This is a genomic window from Actinophytocola sp. (assembly GCF_036002505.1).
Lineage (GTDB): Bacteria > Actinomycetota > Actinomycetes > Mycobacteriales > Pseudonocardiaceae > DASYTH01.
Genome location: NZ_DASYTH010000196.1, coordinates 75,343 through 96,464 on the forward strand (window position 1 = coordinate 75,343; position 21,122 = coordinate 96,464).

Annotated in this window: 35 protein-coding genes and 2 pseudogenes; 1 reads left to right on the plus strand and 36 read right to left on the minus strand. The window is 68.7% G+C overall.

Annotated features, from left to right (window positions below):
• Positions 1-100: 100 nt before the first annotated feature.
• The 14 genes and pseudogenes from truA to secY form a co-directional block, all read right to left on the minus strand.
• Entirely contained in the window at positions 101-889 is a 789-nt protein-coding gene (gene truA / locus VGR06_RS16745) for a tRNA pseudouridine(38-40) synthase TruA (protein WP_327560045.1), read from the minus strand.
• A 514-nt stretch (positions 890-1,403) separates the two neighbouring features.
• A pseudogene (gene rplQ / locus VGR06_RS16750) lies at positions 1,404-1,842 on the minus strand (50S ribosomal protein L17); the annotation flags it as partial.
• A 50-nt stretch (positions 1,843-1,892) separates the two neighbouring features.
• Positions 1,893-2,945 (minus strand): DNA-directed RNA polymerase subunit alpha, encoded by a 1,053-nt coding sequence (locus tag VGR06_RS16755; RefSeq protein ID WP_327560003.1) that lies wholly within the window; start codon positions 2,943-2,945, stop codon positions 1,893-1,895.
• A 222-nt stretch (positions 2,946-3,167) separates the two neighbouring features.
• Positions 3,168-3,773 (minus strand): 30S ribosomal protein S4, encoded by a 606-nt coding sequence (gene rpsD / locus VGR06_RS16760; protein WP_327560004.1) that lies wholly within the window; start codon positions 3,771-3,773, stop codon positions 3,168-3,170.
• Between the two features lie 22 nt (positions 3,774-3,795).
• A complete protein-coding gene (rpsK, locus tag VGR06_RS16765) occupies positions 3,796-4,200 on the minus strand; it encodes a 30S ribosomal protein S11 (protein ID WP_326467031.1) in 405 nt (134 codons plus the stop codon).
• A 229-nt stretch (positions 4,201-4,429) separates the two neighbouring features.
• A complete protein-coding gene (rpsM, locus tag VGR06_RS16770; protein ID WP_327560005.1) occupies positions 4,430-4,810 on the minus strand; it encodes a 30S ribosomal protein S13 in 381 nt (126 codons plus the stop codon).
• Positions 4,811-4,992: 182 nt separating this feature from the next.
• Positions 4,993-5,106: a 50S ribosomal protein L36 gene (gene rpmJ, locus VGR06_RS16775; RefSeq protein ID WP_010148647.1), complete on the minus strand. Its 114-nt coding sequence runs from the start codon at positions 5,104-5,106 to the stop codon at positions 4,993-4,995.
• Positions 5,107-5,134: 28 nt separating this feature from the next.
• Positions 5,135-5,356: a translation initiation factor IF-1 gene (infA, locus tag VGR06_RS16780; protein ID WP_029136093.1), complete on the minus strand. Its 222-nt coding sequence runs from the start codon at positions 5,354-5,356 to the stop codon at positions 5,135-5,137.
• 176 nt (positions 5,357-5,532) lie between these two features.
• Positions 5,533-5,742, minus strand: a complete 210-nt coding sequence (locus VGR06_RS16785) for a DUF6186 family protein (protein WP_327560006.1) — start codon at positions 5,740-5,742, stop codon at positions 5,533-5,535.
• Positions 5,739-6,374, minus strand: coding sequence for a hypothetical protein (locus VGR06_RS16790; protein ID WP_327560007.1), 636 nt, complete (start codon positions 6,372-6,374; stop codon positions 5,739-5,741). Before VGR06_RS16790 ends, VGR06_RS16785 begins: the two co-directional genes overlap by 4 nt.
• Before the next feature lie 46 nt (positions 6,375-6,420).
• On the minus strand, positions 6,421-6,816 hold the full coding sequence (locus VGR06_RS16795) for a fibronectin type III domain-containing protein (protein ID WP_327560008.1): 396 nt from the start codon (positions 6,814-6,816) through the stop codon (positions 6,421-6,423).
• Positions 6,817-6,922: 106 nt separating this feature from the next.
• Positions 6,923-7,696 carry a type I methionyl aminopeptidase gene (gene map / locus VGR06_RS16800; RefSeq protein ID WP_327560046.1) on the minus strand — a complete coding sequence of 258 codons (774 nt, stop codon included), beginning with the start codon at positions 7,694-7,696 and terminating at the stop codon, positions 6,923-6,925.
• Positions 7,697-7,752: 56 nt separating this feature from the next.
• Entirely contained in the window at positions 7,753-8,307 is a 555-nt protein-coding gene (locus tag VGR06_RS16805) for an adenylate kinase (RefSeq protein ID WP_327560009.1), read from the minus strand.
• The gene (secY, locus tag VGR06_RS16810) at positions 8,304-9,632 is read right to left on the minus strand and encodes a preprotein translocase subunit SecY (RefSeq protein WP_327560010.1); all 1,329 of its coding nucleotides are present in this window, start codon (positions 9,630-9,632) and stop codon (positions 8,304-8,306) included. The genes VGR06_RS16805 and secY overlap by 4 nt, the downstream gene beginning before the upstream one ends.
• 235 nt (positions 9,633-9,867) lie before the next feature.
• Here secY and VGR06_RS16815 point away from each other — a divergent pair, with 235 nt between their 5' ends.
• Entirely contained in the window at positions 9,868-10,302 is a 435-nt protein-coding gene (locus VGR06_RS16815) for an SRPBCC domain-containing protein (RefSeq protein ID WP_327560011.1), read from the plus strand.
• On the opposite strand, the gene VGR06_RS16820 is transcribed toward VGR06_RS16815, so the two are convergent.
• From VGR06_RS16820 to rpsJ, 22 genes and pseudogenes are all read right to left on the minus strand, one after another.
• The gene (locus tag VGR06_RS16820; RefSeq protein ID WP_327560012.1) at positions 10,293-10,877 is read right to left on the minus strand and encodes a hypothetical protein; all 585 of its coding nucleotides are present in this window, start codon (positions 10,875-10,877) and stop codon (positions 10,293-10,295) included. The two genes, VGR06_RS16815 and VGR06_RS16820, sit on opposite strands and share 10 nt — an antisense overlap.
• A gap of 153 nt (positions 10,878-11,030) precedes the next feature.
• Positions 11,031-11,480, minus strand: a complete 450-nt coding sequence (gene rplO, locus VGR06_RS16825) for a 50S ribosomal protein L15 (protein WP_327560013.1) — start codon at positions 11,478-11,480, stop codon at positions 11,031-11,033.
• Entirely contained in the window at positions 11,477-11,662 is a 186-nt protein-coding gene (gene rpmD / locus VGR06_RS16830; protein ID WP_327560014.1) for a 50S ribosomal protein L30, read from the minus strand. The genes rplO and rpmD overlap by 4 nt, the downstream gene beginning before the upstream one ends.
• Positions 11,662-12,306: a 30S ribosomal protein S5 gene (gene rpsE / locus VGR06_RS16835; protein ID WP_327560015.1), complete on the minus strand. Its 645-nt coding sequence runs from the start codon at positions 12,304-12,306 to the stop codon at positions 11,662-11,664. The genes rpmD and rpsE overlap by 1 nt, the downstream gene beginning before the upstream one ends.
• Before the next feature lie 31 nt (positions 12,307-12,337).
• Positions 12,338-12,751, minus strand: a complete 414-nt coding sequence (rplR, locus tag VGR06_RS16840) for a 50S ribosomal protein L18 (RefSeq protein ID WP_327560016.1) — start codon at positions 12,749-12,751, stop codon at positions 12,338-12,340.
• A gap of 2 nt (positions 12,752-12,753) precedes the next feature.
• Positions 12,754-13,293: a 50S ribosomal protein L6 gene (rplF, locus tag VGR06_RS16845; RefSeq protein WP_327560017.1), complete on the minus strand. Its 540-nt coding sequence runs from the start codon at positions 13,291-13,293 to the stop codon at positions 12,754-12,756.
• Between the two features lie 13 nt (positions 13,294-13,306).
• The gene (gene rpsH, locus VGR06_RS16850) at positions 13,307-13,705 is read right to left on the minus strand and encodes a 30S ribosomal protein S8 (protein WP_327560018.1); all 399 of its coding nucleotides are present in this window, start codon (positions 13,703-13,705) and stop codon (positions 13,307-13,309) included.
• A 70-nt stretch (positions 13,706-13,775) separates the two neighbouring features.
• Positions 13,776-13,961, minus strand: a complete 186-nt coding sequence (locus VGR06_RS16855) for a type Z 30S ribosomal protein S14 (protein ID WP_327560019.1) — start codon at positions 13,959-13,961, stop codon at positions 13,776-13,778.
• Entirely contained in the window at positions 13,961-14,524 is a 564-nt protein-coding gene (gene rplE, locus VGR06_RS16860; protein WP_327560020.1) for a 50S ribosomal protein L5, read from the minus strand. Before rplE ends, VGR06_RS16855 begins: the two co-directional genes overlap by 1 nt.
• Positions 14,524-14,844 carry a 50S ribosomal protein L24 gene (gene rplX / locus VGR06_RS16865; RefSeq protein WP_327560021.1) on the minus strand — a complete coding sequence of 107 codons (321 nt, stop codon included), beginning with the start codon at positions 14,842-14,844 and terminating at the stop codon, positions 14,524-14,526. The genes rplE and rplX overlap by 1 nt, the downstream gene beginning before the upstream one ends.
• 1 nt (position 14,845) lies before the next feature.
• Entirely contained in the window at positions 14,846-15,214 is a 369-nt protein-coding gene (rplN, locus tag VGR06_RS16870; protein ID WP_325162124.1) for a 50S ribosomal protein L14, read from the minus strand.
• A 58-nt stretch (positions 15,215-15,272) separates the two neighbouring features.
• Positions 15,273-15,566: a 30S ribosomal protein S17 gene (rpsQ, locus tag VGR06_RS16875; protein WP_327560022.1), complete on the minus strand. Its 294-nt coding sequence runs from the start codon at positions 15,564-15,566 to the stop codon at positions 15,273-15,275.
• 130 nt (positions 15,567-15,696) lie between these two features.
• On the minus strand, positions 15,697-15,945 hold the full coding sequence (gene rpmC, locus VGR06_RS16880) for a 50S ribosomal protein L29 (protein WP_327560023.1): 249 nt from the start codon (positions 15,943-15,945) through the stop codon (positions 15,697-15,699).
• A complete protein-coding gene (rplP, locus tag VGR06_RS16885) occupies positions 15,945-16,364 on the minus strand; it encodes a 50S ribosomal protein L16 (protein ID WP_327560024.1) in 420 nt (139 codons plus the stop codon). Before rplP ends, rpmC begins: the two co-directional genes overlap by 1 nt.
• A 3-nt stretch (positions 16,365-16,367) precedes the next feature.
• Positions 16,368-17,246, minus strand: coding sequence for a 30S ribosomal protein S3 (gene rpsC / locus VGR06_RS16890; RefSeq protein ID WP_327560025.1), 879 nt, complete (start codon positions 17,244-17,246; stop codon positions 16,368-16,370).
• Positions 17,246-17,713: a 50S ribosomal protein L22 gene (gene rplV, locus VGR06_RS16895; RefSeq protein WP_327560026.1), complete on the minus strand. Its 468-nt coding sequence runs from the start codon at positions 17,711-17,713 to the stop codon at positions 17,246-17,248. The genes rpsC and rplV overlap by 1 nt, the downstream gene beginning before the upstream one ends.
• 22 nt (positions 17,714-17,735) lie before the next feature.
• Positions 17,736-18,017 (minus strand): 30S ribosomal protein S19, encoded by a 282-nt coding sequence (gene rpsS / locus VGR06_RS16900; RefSeq protein WP_327560027.1) that lies wholly within the window; start codon positions 18,015-18,017, stop codon positions 17,736-17,738.
• 22 nt (positions 18,018-18,039) lie between these two features.
• Entirely contained in the window at positions 18,040-18,876 is an 837-nt protein-coding gene (rplB, locus tag VGR06_RS16905; RefSeq protein WP_327560028.1) for a 50S ribosomal protein L2, read from the minus strand.
• 14 nt (positions 18,877-18,890) lie between these two features.
• On the minus strand, positions 18,891-19,190 hold the full coding sequence (gene rplW, locus VGR06_RS16910) for a 50S ribosomal protein L23 (RefSeq protein WP_327560029.1): 300 nt from the start codon (positions 19,188-19,190) through the stop codon (positions 18,891-18,893).
• A 266-nt stretch (positions 19,191-19,456) separates the two neighbouring features.
• Positions 19,457-20,149: pseudogene (gene rplD, locus VGR06_RS16915) on the minus strand (50S ribosomal protein L4); the annotation flags it as partial.
• On the minus strand, positions 20,146-20,802 hold the full coding sequence (gene rplC / locus VGR06_RS16920) for a 50S ribosomal protein L3 (RefSeq protein WP_327560030.1): 657 nt from the start codon (positions 20,800-20,802) through the stop codon (positions 20,146-20,148). The gene rplC and the pseudogene rplD, both read right to left, overlap by 4 nt.
• A gap of 13 nt (positions 20,803-20,815) precedes the next feature.
• The gene (gene rpsJ / locus VGR06_RS16925) at positions 20,816-21,121 is read right to left on the minus strand and encodes a 30S ribosomal protein S10 (protein WP_003938093.1); all 306 of its coding nucleotides are present in this window, start codon (positions 21,119-21,121) and stop codon (positions 20,816-20,818) included.
• Position 21,122 lies beyond the last annotated feature (1 nt).

Below are 21,122 nucleotides of genomic sequence, written 5' to 3' on the forward strand. Positions count from 1 at the left end.
AATTTTGCTGTCGTCGCGTTCCAGCTGATGGTGCGGGTGGCGGGTGAACCGTGGCTGAGTACCGTCACGTTCCCCTGAGGTTCCGTTTGATTTGAGCCCGCTAAAGTCGGTCCGAGCTGGTGCGGACGTTGCGGGTGAGGCCGGCCCGGGCGGCGAGGTCGGCGTCGGCGGGATAGTCCACGCCGATCAGCGTCAGGCCGTGCGCGGGCGCCACCGCCACCGTGCTCGGGCGTTCGGTCGCGGTCAGCAGGGAGGCGGGCCAGGTCACCGGGCGCCGGCCCTCGCCGACGCTCAGCAGCGCGCCGACGAGGCTGCGCACCATGGAGTGGCAGAACGCGTCGGCGGTCACCAGGGCTTCGAGAATGCCGTTTTCCCGCGTCCACTCCAGCCGCTGCAGCTCGCGGATCGTCGTGGCACCTTCGCGCCGGCGGCAGAACGCCACGAAGTCGTGTTCCCCCAAGAGAAGCTCGGATGCCGCGGTCAGCGCCGCCACCTCGAGCGAGCGCGGCCACGGCACGATGTGCCGGCGCAGCAACGGATCCGTCCGCCACGGCGTGTCGCTCACGCGGTACACGTAGTGCCGGCGCAGCGCCGAGAAGCGGGCGTCGAACTCGGCCGGCACCGGGCGGATCGCCGTCACCCGCACGTCCTCCGGCAGCGCCCGGGCCACCCGGGCGACGAGGGCCTCGGGGTCGACCGGCTCCGGCAGGTCGGCATGCGCGACCTGACCGCTGGCGTGCACTCCGGCGTCGGTGCGCCCGGCCACGGTCAGCCGCACCCGGTGCCGCAGCACCAGACCCAGCGCCTCCTCGAGGACCGAGCACACCGTGCGCCGGCCGGGCTGCCGCGCCCACCCGGAGAAGTCCGTTCCGTCGTAAGCGATGTCCAGCCGGAACCGGGCCAGCCCGGCACCGGTGGGCGAATCAGGCTCATCCCCGCTCGCCGCGGAGCGATCCCTGACGGGCCCGTCGACGAGGGTCAGCCCGCGGGGACGGGTGGCCCGATCGACGGTCCGCCCGCCAGGACTCGAACCACCAGCGGCCGCGAGCCCGCCGACCCCGGGTGGGGTGGCGGGCTCGCCGGCTGGATGAACCCGCTCGGTCAGGACTCGCCCTCGTCGCCGTCCGGCTGGGTGAACCCGGCGGCCTCGGCGGCCTCGGCGGTGGCGAACCACACCTCGGCCACGGTCCGGTCGTACTGCGCGCTACCCGGCACGTGGTACAGCATCGAGTCGGTGCTGCCCTTGACCGGGAAGCCGTCCGGCTCCGAGCCGTCCTCCGGCGCAACGTGGCTGCCGGGGCCGTAGGGGTGCTCGTCGTCGGATCCGCTCTCCTCGACCTCGACACCGGCCGCGGTCGCCTCGTCCACCGCGTCCCCGTCCACCGCTTCGTCCACTTCGGACTCAGCGGTGGCGGCCTCCGCCTTGGCCTTCTCGTCCTTGGCGAACCGGGTCTTGCGCGCCGCCTCGGCCTCGGCCGTGACGGTCTTCTCCTGGACCAGCTCGATGATCGCCATCGGGGCGTTGTCGCCCTTGCGCGGCACGGTCTTGACGATCCGCGTGTAGCCGCCCTGGCGGTCGACGAAGAACGGCCCGATCTCGGTGATCAGCCGGTGCACGACCTCCTTGTCGCGGATCACCCGCATGATCATGCGCCGGTTGTGCAGATCACCCTTCTTCGCCTTGGTGATCAGGCGCTCGGCGAACGGGCGTAGCCGGCGCGCCTTGGTCTCGGTGGTGTGGATCCGGCCATGCTGAAACAGCGACGTGGCCAAGTTGGCCAGCATCAGCCGCTCGTGGGCCGGCGAACCGCCGAGCCGGGCACCCTTGGTTGGGGTGGGCATCACTTGCTCCTCGGGGAAATCACCGCTCGGACCGTCCTGTCAGGACCAGATCAGAGCTGCTCCGTCTCTGCGTAGTCCTGTCCGTCGTCGTGGTGCGTGTCGGCGCTGACGTCGGACCAGCCGTCGCTGCCGTAGTCGGTGGCGGCGGCCGAGGGGTCGAACCCGGGCGGGCTGTCCTTGAGCGCGAGGCCCAGACCGACCAGCTTCATCTTGACCTCGTCGATCGACTTCGCGCCGAAGTTGCGGATGTCGAGCAGGTCCGCCTCGCTGCGCGAGACCAGCTCGCCCACCGTGTGGATGCCCTCGCGCTTGAGGCAGTTGTACGAGCGCACGGTGAGGTCGAGGTCCTCGATCGGCATCGCGTAGGCGGCGATGGTGTCCGCCTCCTGCGGCGACGGACCGATCTCGATGCCCTCGGCGTCCACGTTGAGCTCGCGGGCCAGGCCGAACAGCTCGACCAGGGTCTTGCCGGCGGAGGCGACCGCGTCCCGGGGCGTGATCGACGGCTTGGTCTCCACGTCCAGGATCAGCCGGTCGAAGTCGGTGCGCTGCTCGACACGGGTGGCCTCGACCTTGTAGGTCACCCGCAGCACCGGCGAGTAGATCGAGTCCACCGGGATCCGGCCGATCTCCGCGCCGGCCTGCTTGTTCTGCACGGCCGGGACGTAGCCGCGGCCGCGCTCGACCACGAGCTCGATCTCCAGCTTGCCCTTGCCGTTCAGGGTCGCGATGTGCAGGTCCGGGTTGTGCACGGTGACGCCGGCCGGGGGCACGATGTCGCCCGCGGTGACCTCACCGGGGCCCTGCTTGCGCAGGTACATGGTGACCGGCTCGTCCTCCTCGGAGCTGACCACCAGCTCCTTGAGGTTGAGGATGATGTCGGTGACGTCCTCCTTGACGCCGGGCACGGTGGTGAACTCGTGCAGCACGCCGTCGATGCGGATGCTGGTCACCGAGGCGCCGGGGATGGAGGACAGCAGCGTGCGCCGCAACGAGTTCCCGAGCGTGTAGCCGAAGCCGGGCTCCAACGGCTCGATGACGAACCGGGACCGTGTTTCGTTGACCGGCTCCTCGCCGAGGGACGGTCGCTGTGAGATCAGCACTCTAAACTTTCCTTTCCTAGGGCGCCCGCCATATGACGCCGCTGGGATACCCGCCTCAGTCCACCGTGGACAGGGCGGCCCCTAGAGATCCTGCCTCACCCCGCCGGGGGTCCGGGGGCTTGCCCCCGGGCGGGGTGTGGGGGCTGCGCCCCCACAAGACACTCGAGACGATCCGGCTCGCGCTTTCCGCGAGCACACCTCGCTCAGAAGTCTCGACTCGACTCACTTCGAGTAGAACTCGACGATGAGCTGCTCCTGCACGGGCACGTCGATCTGCGCCCGCTCGGGAACCTGGTGCACCAGGATCCGCAGGGTGTTCGGAAGGACCTGCAGCCAGCCGGGGATCGGCCGGTCGCCGAAGGTCGCCTTGGCCACCTCGAACGGCAGGGTGGGCATCGACTTCGGCTTCACGTCGATGATGTCGAACTTGGACACCTGGAAGCTCGGGATGTTCACCTTCCGGCCGTTGACCACGAAGTGGCCGTGGCTGACCAGCTGGCGGGCCTGCCGCCGGGTGCGGGCGAGCCCGGCCCGGTAGACGACGTTGTCCAGCCGGCGCTCCAGCAGCTGCAGCAGGACCTCACCGGTCTTGCCCTTCTGCCGCGCTGCCTCTTCGTAGTAGCGGCGGAACTGCCGCTCCAGCACGCCGTAGGTGTAGCGGGCCTTCTGCTTCTCCTGGAGCTGCAGCAGGTACTCGCTCTCCTTGATCCGGGTGCGGCCGTGCTGGCCGGGCGGATACGGGCGGCGTTCGAAGGCCTGGTCGCCGCCGACCAGGTCGACCTTGAGCCGCCGCGAGATGCGGGTCGCGGGGCCGGTGTAACGAGCCATCGGTTTGTCTCCTCCCCCGCGCCTAGACCCGACGCCGCTTCGGCGGGCGGCAGCCGTTGTGCGGCTGCGGGGTCACGTCCTGGATGGTGCCGACCTCGAGGCCGGCCGCCTGCAGCGAGCGGATCGCCGTCTCCCGGCCGGAACCGGGACCCTTGACGAACACGTCGACCTTGCGCATGCCGTGCTCGGCGGCCTTGCGGGCGGCGTTCTCCGCAGCCATCTGCGCGGCGAACGGCGTGGACTTGCGGGAGCCCTTGAAGCCGACGTGGCCGCTGGACGCCCAGCTGATCACGTTGCCGTTCGGGTCGGTGATCGAGACGATCGTGTTGTTGAACGTGCTCTTGATGTGCGCGTGGCCATGCGAGACGTTCTTCTTCTCCTTGCGCCGCACCTTCTTCACGGCGCCAGTACGGGACTTCGGTGGCATGTTGTGGGACTACTCCTAAGTCAACGCGAGGTAGCGGCGGGGGTGGCAGTAGTAGTGGCACTGTCTGCGGTCTCTGGCTTCTCCCCGCGCCGGATGCGGGACCCGGCGTCCAGGTAGAGCTCGCGCAGTGCCTGCGGGCGCGGACACTTGGGCGCGACCTGCATGGCCACGAAGGGCCGGTTGCGTCGCCGTTGGGTGGTGATGGCGACGACCGTGCCGCAGCTCTTGCTCACTTCTTCCCGGCCTTCTTCTTGCCGGCGACCGTCTTCTTCGGACCCTTGCGGGTGCGGGCGTTGGTCTTGGTCCGCTGCCCGCGGACCGGTAGACCGCGGCGCCACCGCAGGCCCTCGTAGCAGCCGATCTCGATCTTCCGGCGGATGTCGGCGTTCACCTCGCGGCGGAGGTCACCCTCTACCTTGAAGTTCGACTCGATGTAGCCGCGCAGCTTGAGCACGTCCTCGTCGGACAGGTCTCGGGCGCGCAGGTCGGGGCTGACGCCGGTGGCGGTCAGCAGTTCCTTGGCTCGGGTACGGCCGATGCCGTAGATGTAGGTCAGCGCGATCTCCATCCGCTTCTCGCGGGGAAGGTCGACGCCTGCGACTCGGGCCATGTCTCCTCTTGTCGGTGTGTTCCAGGTCTGCTCCCCCACCGTCCCGAGCCGACCCTTGCTCGCTCGGGCCCCGGCCTGGATTCCGGGGGTGAACCGGGTCCGTGTGACCCGGCAGGTATGGGGAGGTCCTTCTATACTGGCGCTACGCCAGCGAGTAGATCCTCAATGTAATTGTGCGGTGGTCAGCCCTGACGCTGCTTGTGGCGCAGGTTCTCGCAGATCACCATGACCCGCCCGTGACGGCGGATCACCTTGCACTTGTCGCAGATCTTCTTGACGCTCGGTTGGACCTTCACGGTCTGGTTCTCCTGCTTGGCCGCGGGGTCACTTGTAGCGGTAGACGATGCGGCCACGGGACAGGTCGTAGGGCGAAAGCTCCACCACCACCCGATCCTCGGGCAGGATGCGGATGTAGTGCTGTCGCATCTTGCCGCTGATGTGGGCGAGCACCCTGTGTCCGTTCTCCAACTCGACGCGGAACATCGCGTTGGGGAGTGGCTCGACCACGCGACCTTCGACCTCGATGGCCCCGTCCTTCTTGCCCATGTCCTCCGCGTTTCGTGACGGTGTTCAAGTAGTTTGTAGCTCAGTGGTGGTGCACAGTTCGACACACGCCGCCCTGCCCTACCCATGTGGGCGATGCGCACGACGGAGACGGCGCAACGCGTGCGCCACCGTCCTAGTGTACGCGCGCTGCGCACAAGCCCCCAAATCGGGTACCTTCAGCGGCCCGCGTCGCCGAAGAAGTGCCAGCCGACCCACCACCAGCTCAGCACCACCAGCACCTGCACCGAGCGCCGGCCCAGCCCGCCGCTGAGCAACTGGCGCAGCGTCGGCACCGGAGTGCGCGGCAGCCGGGCCACCATCTCCAGGCCCAGCAGCGCGAGGCCGAGCAGCCCGAACACCCAGATGGTGACCGCGTGCATCGTCATCGCTCCTCCTCGCGCGGGGCGCCGACCAGGCGGCGGGCCAGCCACAGGCCGACACCCAGCCAGGCCACCAGCAGCACGGTGCGCGCGGTGGCCGAACCGAACAGCGGGTTCAGGATGGCGCTGAGCGTCGGATGGTCGTAGGAGTCGGTCTGCGGGTCCGGCTGGCTCAGGAACGAGATCAGCTCCCAGACGCAGACCAGGACCATCACGCCGGCCCAGGTCCACTTGGCCCGCCCCGGCCGCGTGGTCTCCGGGTCCGAGACCGGTCGCCAGGCCAGCGGCAGGATCAACAGGCCAGGGATCGCGACGGCGACCACGACGCCGGCCGACGCCGGGGCCCCCTGCCCGACCAGGGCACCGAAGCCGAGGCAGACCAGCACCCCGACAAAGATCCACATCGCGCCGAGCGGCTCCCGCCCGGCGGTTCGCGGCGCCGGCGGCGCGGACCGGTCCCGCAACTCCGCGATCACCAGCGCGACGCCGATCGTGACGAACACCAGCCCGTCCACCTCGGCACCGCGGCCGAAGTGGAACAGGCCGGCGATCAGGATGATCAGGATGGGCAGGTCCCGCCACAGCGGCTTCCGCCCCACCTCGGCCGGAACCGCCGCTCGGGCTTCGGGATCGATCACCCTTCCATGTTGCCCAAATTTCCGGTGAGAAGGTCACCGTGTTCCATTACCCGACGACGTTGATCTCGATCGGGGCGCTCGGTGCGGAGCGGTTCAGCGCCCGGTCCACGGCCTGCACGGTGATCTTGTGCAGGCCCGGCTCGATCCGGCACAGGTCGACCAGCGTCTGGATGTTGTACGTGGTGGCCGCCGGCCGGGCCCGCTGCTGGCCGTCCACGATCACCCAGTAGTGGTAGACCGACCCGGAATCGTCGGTCGAGGCGTCCCAGACCAGCACCGCGTTGCCCCGGAACGTCGTGGGGCTCCGCAGGTTCTGCGGCACCGACGGCGCTGACGTGTCGCCGGCGGCCGCGGCCGGCACCATGCCGGCCAGTATCCCGCTGACCACGGCGCCCAGGCACACGCCGGCCTTCAGCACGGTCAGGATTTTCGGCGAGCTCATGCGCTCTCCCTCCATGGCATGACACAAAGCCACTAGGGGTTACGCGCAGCCTTCCTGGAACGGTTCAACCGAATGGTCACGGTTTCCTGTCAACGAGTACCGGAACTCAGTCCGGTGGGGCGGTGAGGACCCAGGGGCCGTCTTCGGTGATGGCGACGGTGTGCTCCCAGTGGGCGGCGCGGGAGCCGTCACGGGTGACCACGGTCCAGCCGTCGGCGAGCTCGTCGGTGCGGGGCGAGCCCAGCGTCAGCATCGGCTCGATGGCGATGGCCATGCCGACCCGCAGCCGGGAGCCCTTGCCGGGGCGGCCGTAGTTGGGCAGGAACGGGTCCATGTGCATGGCGCGGCCGATGCCGTGGCCGCCGTAGTCGCGGACGATGCCGTAGCGGCGGCCGTGCTCGCGTTCGGCGCGGTGGGTGGCCGCCTCGACGGCGCGGGAGACGTCGTTGAGCCAGCCGTCCGGCTGGATGGCCTCGATGCCGGCCAGCATCGAACGCCGGGTGGCCTCGGACAGCGCCAGGTCGACGGCGCCGACCGAGCCGACCGGAACGGTGACGGCCGCGTCGCCGTGCCAGCCGTCCAGAATCGCGCCGCAGTCGATGGAGACCAGGTCGCCGTCCGCGAGCACCTGCCGCGCGCTGGGGATGCCGTGCACCACCTGCTCGTTCACCGACGCGCAGATGCTCGCGGGGAAGCCGTGGTAGCCCTTGAACGACGGCACCGCGCCGGCGTCGCGGATCGTCTGCTCGGCCAGCTCGTCCAGCTCGGCGGTGCTGACTCCGGGCCGAACCGCTTCAGCGAGCAGTTCAAGGGCCCGGGCGACGACCAGACCGGCGCCGCGCATGGCGTCCAGCTCGGCGGAGGTCTTGATCTCGATCATGCGGTCACGCCGCTGCTGCAGTCCGTTCCGGAGCCGGCCGAGCAGCCCGACACTACTCACGTCCGGTCGCGGAGCGCGGCGAGAAGCCGGTCGGTGACCTCATCGACCTCGCCGACGCCGTCCACGGTGATCAGCAGGTCGCGGTAGTAGTCCAGCAGCGGCTGGGTCTCCGAGCGGTACACCTGCTGGCGGTGCCGGATGACGTCCTCGTTGTCATCGGCCCTTCCCCGGGCGAGCAGCCGGCGAACCAGGGCGTCCTCGTCGACCTGGAGCTCGATCACCGCGTCCAGCTTCTCGTCCCGGTCGGCCAGGATGTTGCTCAGCAGGTCGGCCTGCCGGACGTTGCGCGGAAACCCGTCGAGCAGGAAACCGTCCTCCGTGTCGGGCTCGCCGAGCCGGCCGCAGACCATCTCGATGGTCAGCTCGTCCGACACCAGCCCGCCGGAGTCGAGGATGCCCTTCACCCTGCGGCCCAGCTCCGTCTCCGCGTTGATATGCGAGCGGAACAGGTCGCCGGTGGAGATGTGCGGTACCCCGAGCTTGTCGCTCAACGTGGCGGCCTGGGTGCCTTTGCCGGCCCCAGGCGGGCCGACGAGAACGACCCGCGTCACCTGAGGAACCCTTCGTAGTTACGTTGCATCAGCTGGCTTTCGATCTGCTTCACGGTGTCCAGGCCGACGCCCACCATGATCAGTACCGCGGTGCCGCCGAACGGGAAGTTCTGGTTCTGCCCCTGACCGGTCAGGTCGAGGAAGAAGTTCGGCAGCACGGCGATGGTGCCGAGGTAGATCGAGCCGGGGAGGGTGATCCGGTTCAGCACGAAGGCCAGGTACTCGGCGGTCGGCCGGCCGGGCCGGATGCCCGGGATGAAGCCGCCGAACTTCTTCATCTCGTCGGCCCGCTCGGTCACGTTGAACGTGATCGTGATGTAGAAGTACGTGAAGAAGATGACCAGCGCGAAGTACACCGCGATGTGCACCGGGTTGGACTGCGAGGCCAAGTAGGTGTTGATGAAGCGCTGCCACCAGCTGTTGCTGGTGCCGACCAGTCGGGAGATCAGGTCCGGCAGGTAGAGCAGCGACGAGGCGAAGATGACCGGGATGACGCCGGCCTGATTCACCTTGAGTGGCAGGTAGGTCGACGTGCCGCCGTACATCCGCCGGCCGATCATCCGCTTGGCGTACTGCACCGGGATGCGGCGCTGGCCCTGCTCGACGAACACCACGCTGACGATGATGAACAACCCGAACGCGCAGACCACCGCGAAGATCAGGCCGCCGGTGACGTCGTTGCTCAGGATGTTGGCGCCCTCGAACGGGATCCGGGCGGCGATGTTGACGAACATCAGCAGGGACATGCCGTTGCCGACGCCCCGCTCGGTGATCAGCTCGCCCAGCCACATGATCACCGCGGTACCGGCGGTCATGGAGATCACGATGATCGTCAGGTCCCACACCGAGTTGTGCGGGATGATCTTGATGTCGACGCCGCTGACCGGGTCCTTGCAGTTGCCGAACAGTTGACCCCGGTCGGCCATCGCGACGATGCCGGTGGCCTGCAGGATCGCCAAGCCGATCGTCAGGTAGCGGGTGTACTGGGTCAGCTTTCCTTGGCCCGCCTGGCCTTCCTTCTTCAACTGCTCGAAGCGCGGGATGACCACCGTCAGCAGCTGGATGATGATGCTCGCGGTGATGTAGGGCATGATCCCCAGCGCGAACAGCGACAGCTGCAGCAGCGCACCGCCGCTGAACAGGTTGAGCAGCTGGAAAACGCCCTGCTGGTCGACGTCCGCGATGCACTTCTGCACATTCGGATAGGAGACCCCCGGCGACGGCAGAGTGGCGCCGACCCGGTACACCGCGATGATCAGCAGGGTGAACAGGATCTTTTTGCGCAAGTCCGGCGTAGCAAGAGCCGAGCGGAAGGCGCTGAGCACGCGAGACCTCCTCGGCGATCACCGGGTGCCGGTGATCGGCTTAGCCGGTTTGCGGCCGGCGGGAACACGGTCTGGCCACCAGGTGCCGGCAAGCCAGGAACGCTTCGGGGGGCATTCCACCCGAAGCGTGCTCACGACTCTAACAGGAGCCGGCCGCCCAGTTGCACCCCAGGGCAGGTGGAGATTGACAGGCAACCAAATAGTTGCCTATCGTCGCGGTTGTGGAGGAGAAACCATGACCGAGCTGCGCACGTTCACCTACGTCACCTACATCGCCAGCACCCGCGAGGAGATCTGGCGGGCGCTGACCGAGCCGGAGTTCACCCGCCAGTACTGGAACGGCCGGCTGGTCGAGTCGGACTGGCGGATCGGCTCCCCGGTGACCATCCGGCATGACTATGACGACGGCGTGGACTCCTTGGGCGGCAAGGTGATCATCGCCGACCACCCGCGCCGGCTGAGCTACGGGGTGCCGCCCAACATCGTGACGTTCGAGCTGACCGAGCACGACGACGTGGTGAAGCTGACCGTGATCCACGAGGGCCTCGACGACGTCGGCGTCGCGTCCGTGAGCGAGGGCTGGGCGTTCATCGTGTCCAACCTCAAGACCCTGCTCGAGTCCGGCCGTCCGCTGCCCATGCCGGAGGGCGTGCTCGCCGCCTACCGCTGAGCCGGTGGCTCGTCGGGCAGCCGCACCACGACGGGAACGCCCAGCGGCGGCGTGTCCGGCTCCTCCCGCTCCGGCGCGACCGCCGGCCGGAGCGCCAGCAGCGCGGCCAGACCCGCCACCAGCACCGCCGCGACCAGGACGTGGAACCCGCTGCCGACAGCCAGGTCGATCGCCAGATTCGGCATCGTGACGAGGATCCCGGCCGGCCGAAAAACCTCCGGCCAGGTGGACTCCTGCACCCAGATGGTCAGCACCGTCCCGGCGAGAAACCCCGCTCCGGCCAGCGCCGCCCCACGTTTGACAACGGCAAGCAGCAGCAGAGCCGCGGCCAGCACGAGCGGCACACCGTTGACCGCCACCTCGATGTCCGGCGCCCGGTCCGGCAACCCGTTGGCCGTAGCCTGGACTCCCCATCCGGTGACAATCACCTTCAACACCGAAAGCGGATAGCCGAGCCGCGTCGTGCTGACGAACAACGGCAGAAACGAGCCAGCCACGGTCAACCCGGCGGCCACCACACAGCACGCCACCACCAACCACCGCCGGCGCTCCCGCCATGCCCAGCTCAGTGTCACAGCTCGATCGTCGCGCGCAAACCCGCCCAGGACAACGACGCAGTACAACCGCGCAGCCCGCACCCGCCCGGGCTGCCGGAGCATCGAACCCACGCGGGGCATACGACATCGGCCGGGTCGCGCGGAGCGCGGCCCGGCCGATGTCGTTGGGACTTACAGAGTTGTGGTGGTGCCACCGGCGGCGGCGATCTTCTCGGTGGCGCTCTTGGAGAAGGCGTGGGCGGTGACGTCCAGTTTGATGCCTTCGAGGTCGCCGTTGCCGAGGACCTTCACGAGCTTGTTCTTGCGGACCAGGCCGCCGGCCACCAGCTCGTCGACGCCGACCGTGCCACCTTCGGGGAAGATGCGGGCGATGTCGCCGACGTTGACCGGCTGGTACTCGGTGCGGAACCGGTTCTTGAAGCCGCGCAGCTTGGGCAGGCGCATGTGGATGGGCATCTGCCCGCCCTCGAACGCCGCGGGGACGTTCTTCCGTGCCTTGGTGCCCTTGGTGCCGCGGCCGGCGGTCTTGCCGCCCTTGCCACCCTCACCGCGACCAACCCGGGTCTTCTCGGTCTTGGCGCCGGGCGCCGGGCGCAGGTGGTGGATCTTTATGGCGGTCATGACTCGACCTCCTCGACGGTCACGAGGTGGCGGACCGTGTGGATCAGGCCGCGCACCTCCGGGGTGTCCTCACGCACCGTCGACTGCCGGATCTTGCGCAGGCCCAGCGTGCGCATCGACTCGCGGTGGTTCCGCTTGGCGCCGATGGTGCTCCTGACCTGAGTCACCTTGAGCTTGGCCATCACGCCCCCTGCCCGGCCCGCGCCCGCAGCATGCCGGCCGGGGCCACGTCCTCCAGCGGCAGCCCGCGCCGGGCGGCCACCTCCTCGGGACGCTGCAGGCCCTTCAGCGCGGCCACGGTCGCGTGCACGATGTTGATCGCGTTGTCACTGCCCAGCGACTTGGACAGCACGTCGTGGACGCCGGCACATTCCAGCACGGCACGCACCGGGCCACCGGCGATGACCCCGGTACCGGCCGACGCCGGGCGCAGCAGCACCACGCCGGCGGCCTCCTCACCCTGGATCGGGTGCGGGATCGTGCCACCGATGCGCGGCACCTTGAAGAAGTTCTTCTTGGCCTCCTCGACGCCCTTGGCGATCGCCGCGGGCACCTCCTTGGCCTTGCCGTAGCCGACGCCGACCATGCCGTCGCCGTCACCGACCACGACCAGCGCGGTGAAGCTGAACCGCCGGCCACCCTTCACGACCTTGGCCACACGGTTGATCGCCACCACGCGCTCGAGGTGCGGGGTCTTCTCCTGGGCCGCCCCGCCACGGCCGCTGTCGCGACGGTCCCGGCGGTCCCGGCGCTCGCCGCGCTCTCCGCGGTCGCCGCCCTGGCCACCACCCTGGCCGCCGCCGAATTGCCGCGTACGTCCCGGCATCAGGCGTCCCTTCCCGTCTCAATAGTCATGATCAGAACTCCAGACCGGCTGCGCGGGCCGCGTCAGCGAGCGCAGCAATCCGGCCGTGGTAGTCGTGGCCGCCGCGGTCGAACACGACCTTGGCGACCCCGGCGTTCTTCGCCCGGGCCGCGATCAGCTCGCCGACCTTGGCCGCGCGGGCCTTCTTGTCGCCGTCCACCGTTCGCACGTCGGCCTCCAGCGAGGACGCCGAGGCCAGCGTGTGCCCGGCCAGGTCGTCGATGAGCTGGGCGCTGATGTGCCGGGACGAACGGGTGACCGACAGCCGCGGCTTCTCCGGCGTGCCGCTGACCCGCTTGCGCAGCCGGAAGTGGCGGCGGGCCTTGGCGATCCGGCGCCGGGTGGAGATGTCCTTGCCCACCGGCTTACGTCGGGTTGTTGTGGACGCTGTGGCAGTCTCAGCCATGATCACTTACCCGTCTTTCCGACCTTGCGGCGGATCTTCTCGCCGGCGTAGCGGACGCCCTTGCCCTTGTACGGGTCGGGCTTGCGCAGCTTGCGGATGTTCGCGGCCACCTCGCCGACCCGCTGCTTGTCGATGCCCTGTACGGAGAACCGCGTCGCCGTCTCCACGGTGAACGTGATCCCCTCCGGCGGGATGACCTTGACCGGGTGGCTGAAGCCGAGCGAGAACTCCAGGTCCGAGCCCTTCAGCAGGACGCGGTAGCCGACGCCGTGGATCTCGAGCTTCTTCTCGTAGCCCTCGGTGACACCGACCACCAGGTTGTTCACCAGCGAGCGGGTCAGCCCGTGCAGGGCACGGTTCTGCCGCTCGTCGTTGGGACGCTTCACCGCCAGCGTGCCGTCCTCGGCGCGCTCGACCGTGATCGGCTCGGCCACGACGTGCGCAAGGGTGCCCTTGGGCCCCTTCACGACCACCTGCTGGCCGTCGATGGTGACGTCCACTCCGGACGGAACCGGGATCGGCAGCTTTCCGATGCGCGACATAGGGTTCCCTCCTCTACCAGACGTAGGCGAGGACTTCCCCGCCTACCCCTTGTTTGCCGGCCTGCCGATCGGTGAGCAGCCCGGAGGACGTCGAGATGATCGCCACTCCCAGGCCGCCCAGTACCTTGGGCAGACCGGTCGACTTCGCGTACACCCGCAGCCCCGGCTTGGACACCCGGCGCAGCCCTGCGATGCTGCGCTCCCGGTTGGGGCCGTACTTCAGCTCGACGATCAGGTTCTTGCCCTGCTCGCCGTCCTCGCTGCGGTATCCGGTGATGTAGCCCTCGCGCTTGAGGATCTCCGCGATGCTCTCCTTGAGCTTCGAGTGCGGCAGGACGACCTCGTCGTGGTACGCCGAGTTCGCGTTGCGCAGACGGGTCAAGAAGTCCGCGATCGGGTCGGTCATCGTCATGGTGACCTGTCAACCTTTCTCGCCGTGGTTCCCAAGCGGGCCTTCGGCGAACTGGGGGTCTGGGGCTGGCTTACCAGCTGGACTTGCTCACGCCGGGCAACTCGCCGCGGTGGGCCATTTCCCGCACGCAGATCCGGCACAGGCCGAACTTGCGCAGCACCGCACGCGGCCGGCCGCAGCGCTGGCACCGGGTATAGCCCCGCACCTTGAACTTGGGCTTCTGCGCCGCCTTGTAAACCAAAGCCTTCTTGGCCATCAGTTCTCCCTGAACGGGAAGCCCAGGTGCCGCAGAAGCGCCCGGCCCTCGTCGTCGTTGGTCGCGGTGGTGACGATCGTGATGTCCATGCCGCGTTGCCGGTCGATGGAGTCCGGGTCGATCTCATGGAACATGGACTGCTCGTTGAGCCCGAACGTGTAGTTGCCGTTGCCGTCGAACTGCTTGGGCGACAGGCCCCGGAAGTCACGGATACGGGGCAGCGCGATGGTCAGCAGGCGGTCCAGGAACTCCCACATCCGGTTGCCGCGGAGGGTGACCTTGGCCCCGATCGGCATACCCTCGCGCAGCTTGAACTGCGCGATGGACTTGCGCGCCTTGCGGATCTCCGGGCGCTGGCCGGTGATCGTGGACAGGTCGCGGACCGCGCCCTCGATCAGCTTGCCGTCCCGGGCCGCGTCGCCGACGCCCATGTTGACCACGATCTTGACCACGCGCGGGATCTGCATCGGGTTGCTGAAGGTGAAGTCCTCCTGCAGCGCGGGAACGATCCGCTCGCGGTAGCGGGTCTTCAGCCGGGGGATGATCTTCTGGGCGGTCGTCATCAGATTTCCTTGTCCTGGCCGTGCTTGCCGCGGGCCACGCGGACCTTGCGGCCGTCCTCGGCGATCTTGTAGCCCACCCGGACCGGCTTGCCGTCGAACACCAGCATCACGTTGCTGACGTGGATCGGCGCCTCCTGGGTGATGATCCCGCCGGACTTCGCGCCACGCTGGGTCTGGGTGATGCGGGTGTGCTTCTTCACCCGGTTCACGCCCTCGACCAGGATCTTCTCGGTCTTCGGGTAAGCCTGGATCACCTTGCCGCGAGCGCCCTTGTCCTTGCCGGCGATCACCTGCACGGTGTCACCCTTCTTGATCTTCATGTCAGAGCACCTCCGGTGCCAGCGAGATGATCTTCATGAACTTCTTGTCGCGCAGCTCCCGGCCGACCGGGCCGAAGATGCGGGTGCCGCGCGGCTCGTTGTCCGGCTTGATCAGCACCGCGGCGTTCTCGTCGAACCGGATGTAGCTGCCGTCCGGGCGGCGCTTCTCCTTGGCGGTGCGGACCACGACCGCCTTGACGATGTCGCCCTTCTTAACGGCGGCACCGGGGATCGCGTCCTTCACCGTGGCGACGATGATGTCGCCGATGCCCGCGTAGCGACGCGCCGAGCCGCCGAGCACCCGGATGCACAGGATCTCCTTGGCACCCGTGTTGTCGGCGACGCGCAGTCGCGACTCCTGCTGGATCACTTCCTACTCCTGACCCGTTGCGGCGTATCAGATTTCCGACCTGGTACGCGCGGTCTGGTTACTTGGCCTTCTCGACGATCTTCACCAGCCGCCAGCGCTTGGTGGCCGACAGCGGGCGGGTCTCCATCAGCAGGACGCGGTCGCCGATGCCGGCGGTGTTGTCCTCGTCATGCGCCTTCACCTTGGTGGTGGACCGCAGCACCTTGCCGTACAGCGGGTGCTTCTTGCGGTCCTCGAGGGCGACCACGATCGTCTTGTTCATCTTGTCGGAGACCACCAAGCCCTCGCGTACCTTGCGGCGGCCGCGGGTCTTGTCGTGGAACACCTCACCGGTGTTGATCGGCTCGCTCATGCTGTGTCCTTTCGGCTCGCTCCGCTCGCGGGAGCGGGCCTCAACGCGGCGCCTTCCCTCCTGCGCTGCTCACTCACTCGCTGGCGCTCGCTCGCTGCGCTGCTCGTCAGTCCAGACACCGCCGGCCCGCTCATGCGGAAACCTCATCGCTGGGAACCTCGTCCGGGGACACCGAGAGGCCGAGCTCGCGCTCGCGCATCACGGTGTAGATCCGGGCGATGTCGTGGCGGACCGTGCGCAGCCGGCGGTTGTTGTCCATCTGCCCGGTGGCCATCTGGAAGCGGAGGTTGAACAGCTCCGCCTTCGACTCACGCAGCCGCAGCACGAGCTCCTCGTCGTTCAGCTCACGCAGCTCGGCAGCCGGAGTGCCCGATGCCATCAGAAGTCACCACCTTCACGCGTGACGATGCGGCACTTCATCGGGAGCTTGTGCATCGCGCGGCGCAGCGCCTCACGGGCCACGACCTCGTTCGGGAAGCTCAGCTCGAACATGACCCGGCCCGGCTTCACGTTGGCGATCCAGTGCTCGGGCGAGCCCTTGCCGGAGCCCATCCGGGTCTCGGCCGGCTTCTTGGTCAGCGGGCGGTCCGGGAAGATGTTGATCCACACCTTGCCACCACGGCGGATGTGCCGGTTGATGGCGATACGCGCGGACTCGATCTGCCGGTTGGTCACGTAGGCGGACGTGAGCGCCTGGATGCCGAACTCGCCGAAGTTGACCCTGGTGCCACCTTTGGCCATGCCGGCCCGCTTCGGGTGGTGCTGCTTGCGATGCCTGACCTTGCGTGGGATGAGCACGACTCAGCCCTCCCCGTCCGTGCCTGTGCCTGTGTTGTCGCTGGGTGGCGGCGTCTCGGCGACGCCGTTGGTCGTCGTCGCGTCGAGCGCGCTGGCGGCGGCGGCCTGCTCGGCGGCGTCCGCGCGGCCGGCGTCGGTCCCGGTCCCGGTCGTGCCCGAGGCTCCGGACCGGCGGGCCCGGGTCGGCCGCTCGCGTCGCGGCGCGCGCTGCTGGTCGGTCGCCGCGTGCGCGGTGGCGTCCCGCTCGCGGCGGCCGCCGACCACGTCACCCTTGAAGATCCACACCTTGACGCCGATCCGGCCGAAGGTGGTGCGGGCCTCGAAGAAGCCGTAGTCGATGTCGGCGCGCAGCGTGTGCAGCGGCACCCGGCCCTCGCGGTAGTGCTCGGAGCGGGACATCTCGGCACCGCCGAGCCGCCCGCTGCACTGCACCCGGATGCCCTTGACCTGCGGCGAGCGCATGGCCGACTGGATGGCCTTGCGCATGGCGCGGCGGAAGGAGACGCGGTTGGACAGCTGCTCGGCGGTCACCTGGGCGACCAGTTGGGCGTCCGCCTCGGGGTTCTTCACCTCGAGGATGTTCAGCTGCACCTGCTTCTTGGTGAGCTTCTCCAGCTCGCCCCGGATGCGGTCGGCCTCGGCGCCGCGCCGGCCGATCACGATGCCCGGCCGGGCGGTGTGGATGTCCACCCGCACCCGGTCCCGGGTGCGCTCGATCTCCACCTTGGAGATGCCGGCCCGCTCCATGCCCTTGGAGAGCAGGCGGCGGATCTTGACGTCCTCCGCCACGTACTCCGCGTACTGCTTGTCGGCGTACCAGCGGGACTTCCAGTCGGTGGTGATCCCCAGCCGGAAGCCGTGCGGGTTGATCTTCTGTCCCACTAGCTGGCACTCCCCTTCGCGCTGGACTTGCGGCCGGTCTCGGGCTTCTCGGACTTCTTGGACCGGGCGGCCTTCGCGGGCTTCTTCTCGATCTTGAGCGACTCGACCTCGACGGTGATGTGGCTGGTGCGCTTGCGGATCCGGTAGGCGCGGCCCTGCGCGCGCGGCCGGAACCGCTTCAACGTCGGGCCCTCGTCCACGTAGGCCTTGCTGATCCAGAGCGTCTCCGGATCGAGGTCGAGGTTGTTCTCGGCGTTGGCCATCGCGCTCTTGATCACCTTGGCCACCGGCTCGCTCGCCGCCTGGGGGGCGAACTGGAGGATGGCCAGGGCCTCCTCGGCGCTGCGGCCCCGGATGAGGTCGACGACCCGGCGCACTTTCATCGGCGTGGCTCGGACATAGCGGGCCCGAGCGATGGCACGCGGAAGCTCCTCTTCCGGCGCCACCTGAGCGTTACGGGCGTTCATCGCTTTCTTCCCTCACTAGGTCCTAGCGCCTGCGCGCCTTGCGGTCGTCCTTGACGTGGCCACGGAACGTACGGGTGGGCGCGAACTCACCCAGCTTGTGCCCGACCATGGACTCGGTGATGTAGACCGGCACGTGCTTGCGGCCGTCGTGCACCGCGATGGTGTGGCCCAGCATGTCCGGGATGATCGTGGACCGGCGGGACCAGGTCTTGATCACGGTCTTCTTGTTGGACTCGTTGAGCGCGTCCACCTTCTTGAGCAGGTGGTCGTCGACGAACGCGCCCTTCTTCAAGCTACGAGGCATCTGCTGTCACTCCCTCCTGCTCTTAGCGCTTCTTACCGGTCCGCCGGCGGCGGACGATCATCTTGTCGCTCGGCTTGCCTTTGCGGCGGGTGCGGCCCTCCGGCTTGCCCTTCGGGTTCACCGGGTGCCGGCCACCGGAGGTCTTGCCCTCACCACCACCGTGCGGGTGGTCGACCGGGTTCATCGCCACACCGCGGACGGTCGGGCGCCGGCCCTTCCACCGCATCCGGCCGGCCTTGCCCCAGTTGATGTTGGCCTGCTCGGAGTTGCCCACCTCGCCGACCGTGGCGCGGCAGCGCACGTCGACGTTGCGGATCTCGCCGGAGGGCATGCGCAGTTGCGCGAACCGGCCCTCCTTGGCCACCAGCTGCACGCTGGCGCCGGCCGAGCGGGCGATCTTGGCGCCACCACCGGGCCGCAGCTCGATCGCGTGGATCACCGTGCCCACCGGGATGTTGCGCATCGGCAGGTTGTTGCCCGGCTTGATGTCGGCCCGCGGACCGTTCTCGATCGTGTCGCCCTGCTTGAGCTTCTCCGGGCAGATGATGTAGCGCTTCTCCCCGTCGGCGTAGTGCAGCAGCGCGATCCGCGCGGTGCGGTTCGGGTCGTACTCGATGTGCGCGACCTTCGCCGGCACACCGTCCTTGTCGTGCCGGCGGAAGTCGATGAGCCGGTACGCCCGCTTGTGCCCGCCGCCCTTGTGCCGTGTGGTGATCTTGCCGTGCACGTTCCGGCCGCCGCGGCCGTGCAGCGGGCGAACCAGCGACTTCTCCGGGTGGTCCCGGGTGATCTCGGCGAAGTCTGCGACGCTCGCACCACGACGCCCCGGCGTCGTCGGCTTGTACTTGCGAATGCCCATGTCTGATCAGTCCCTCAGGTCGCCGGTCCGCCGAAGATCTCGATCGGCTTGCTGTCCGCGGTCAGCGTCACGATCGCCCGCTTGGTGTCCTTGCGCTTGCCGTATCCGGTGCGGGTGCGCTTGCGCTTGCCCTGCCGGTTGAGCGTGTTCACGCTGATCACCTTCACGCCGAACACCTTCTCCACCGCGATCTTGATGGCGGTCTTGTTGGCGTGCGGGGCGACGACGAACGTGTACTTGTTCTCCTCGAGCAGCCCGTAGGACTTCTCGGAGATCACCGGCGCGAGCAGGATGTCTCGGGGGTCGGGGATCACTTGTCGGCCTCCTTCGCCTTCTTCTGCGACGGCGGCAGCTCGAAGCCCGCGGCCTCGGCGTCCTCCTCGGTGGCGAACCACACGTCGGCGACGGTCCGGTTGTAGTGCGAGCTACCCGGCACGTGGTACCGCTTCGTGCTGGCGTTGCCCTTGATCGGGAAGCCGTCCGGCTCCCCGCCGTCCTCGAGCGGGAAGTGGCTGCCCGGGCCGTAGTCGGCCGTGGCCTCCTCGGCCTCGGCCTGCTCAGCGGCGGCCTTCTTGGCGGGCTTCTCCGCCGTGGGCTCCGCGACCGAAGCGCCGGCTTCCGTCGAGGTCGCCACCGCGGTGCCGACCTTCGCCGGGCCGCCGAGCAGCACCTCGAGCGCGGCCTTCGAGAAGATCACGTCGTCGTTGACCAGCACGTCGTAGGTGTTGAGCTGGTCCGGCGAGAGGATGTGCACGTTCGGCAGGTTGCGCGCGGACACCCAGTCGACGTCCTGGTCCCTGGTCAGCACCAGCAGCAGGCGCTTGGCCGAGCTGACCGACTCGAGCACCTTGCGCGCCGACTTCGTGGAGGGCGTGTCGCCGTCGACCAGGCCGGTGACCACGTGCACCTGGCCGTTGCGGGCCCGGTCGGAGAGCGCGCCACGGAGCGCTGCGACCTTCATCTTCTTCGGGGTCCGCTGGGAGTAGTCCCGCGGGGTGGGACCGTGCACCACGCCGCCGCCGGTGAACTGGGGCGCCCGGGTGGAACCCTGCCGGGCCCGGCCGGTGCCCTTCTGCCGGTACGGCTTCTTGCCACCGCCGCGGACCTCGCCGCGGGTCTTGGTGTCGTGCGTGCCCTGGCGCGCCGCGGCCTGCTGGGCCACCACGACCTGGTGCATCAGCGCGATGTTGGCCTGCGCGTCGAAGATCTCGGCGGGCAACTCGACGGAGCCGTCGGTGTCGCCGTCCGGGGTCCGGAGGTCAACGCTGGTCATTCCGCCGCACCACCCTTCGCGGCGGTCTTCAGGAAGACCAGGCCGCCCTTGGGACCGGGGACCGCGCCCTTGATCAGGATCAGGCCGGAGTCCGCGTCCACCCGGTGCACGGTGAGGTTCTGGGTGGTGACCCGGACGTGGCCCATCCGGCCGGCCATCCGCAGGCCCTTGAACACCCGGCCCGGGGTGGCGCAGCCGCCGATCGAGCCCGGGCTGCGGTGCTTGCGCTGGGTGCCGTGGCTGGCGCCGAGGCCGGCGAAGCCGTGCCGCTTCATCACACCCGCGGTGCCCTTGCCCTTGCTGGTGCCGGTCACGTCGATCACGGTGCCGGCCTCGAACACCTCGGCGGTGATCTCCTGGCCGACCTCGTAGGTCTCGGCGTCGGTGGTGCGCAGCTCGGCGAGGTACCGCCGCGGGGTCACGTCGGCCTTCTTGAAGTGACCGGTGCGCGGCTTGTTGACCTTGCGCGGGTCGATCGCGCCGAAGGCCAGTTGCACGGCCGCGTAGCCGTCGTTGTCCGCGGTGCGGATCTGGGTGACCACGTTCGGGCCGGCCTTGATCACGGTGACCGGGACGATCCGGTTCTTCTCGTCGAAGACCTGGGTCATCCCGAGCTTGGTGCCCAGGATCCCCTTCATCTGCCTGTCAGACATATCTACTCAGGCCTCACTGGATGTTGACGTCGACGCTGGCCGGGAGGTCGATGCGCATCAGGGCGTCGACCGTCTTCGGCGTCGGGTCGAGGATGTCGATCAGACGCTTGTGCGTGCGCATCTCGAAGTGCTCGCGCGAGTCCTTGTACTTGTGCGGCGAGCGGATGACGCAGTAGACGTTCTTCTCGGTGGGCAGCGGCACCGGCCCGACGACCCGAGCGCCGGTGCGCGTCACGGTCTCGACGATCTTGCGCGCGGACGCGTCGATCGCCTCGTGGTCGTAGGCCTTGAGCCGGATGCGGATCTTCTGTCCCGCCATG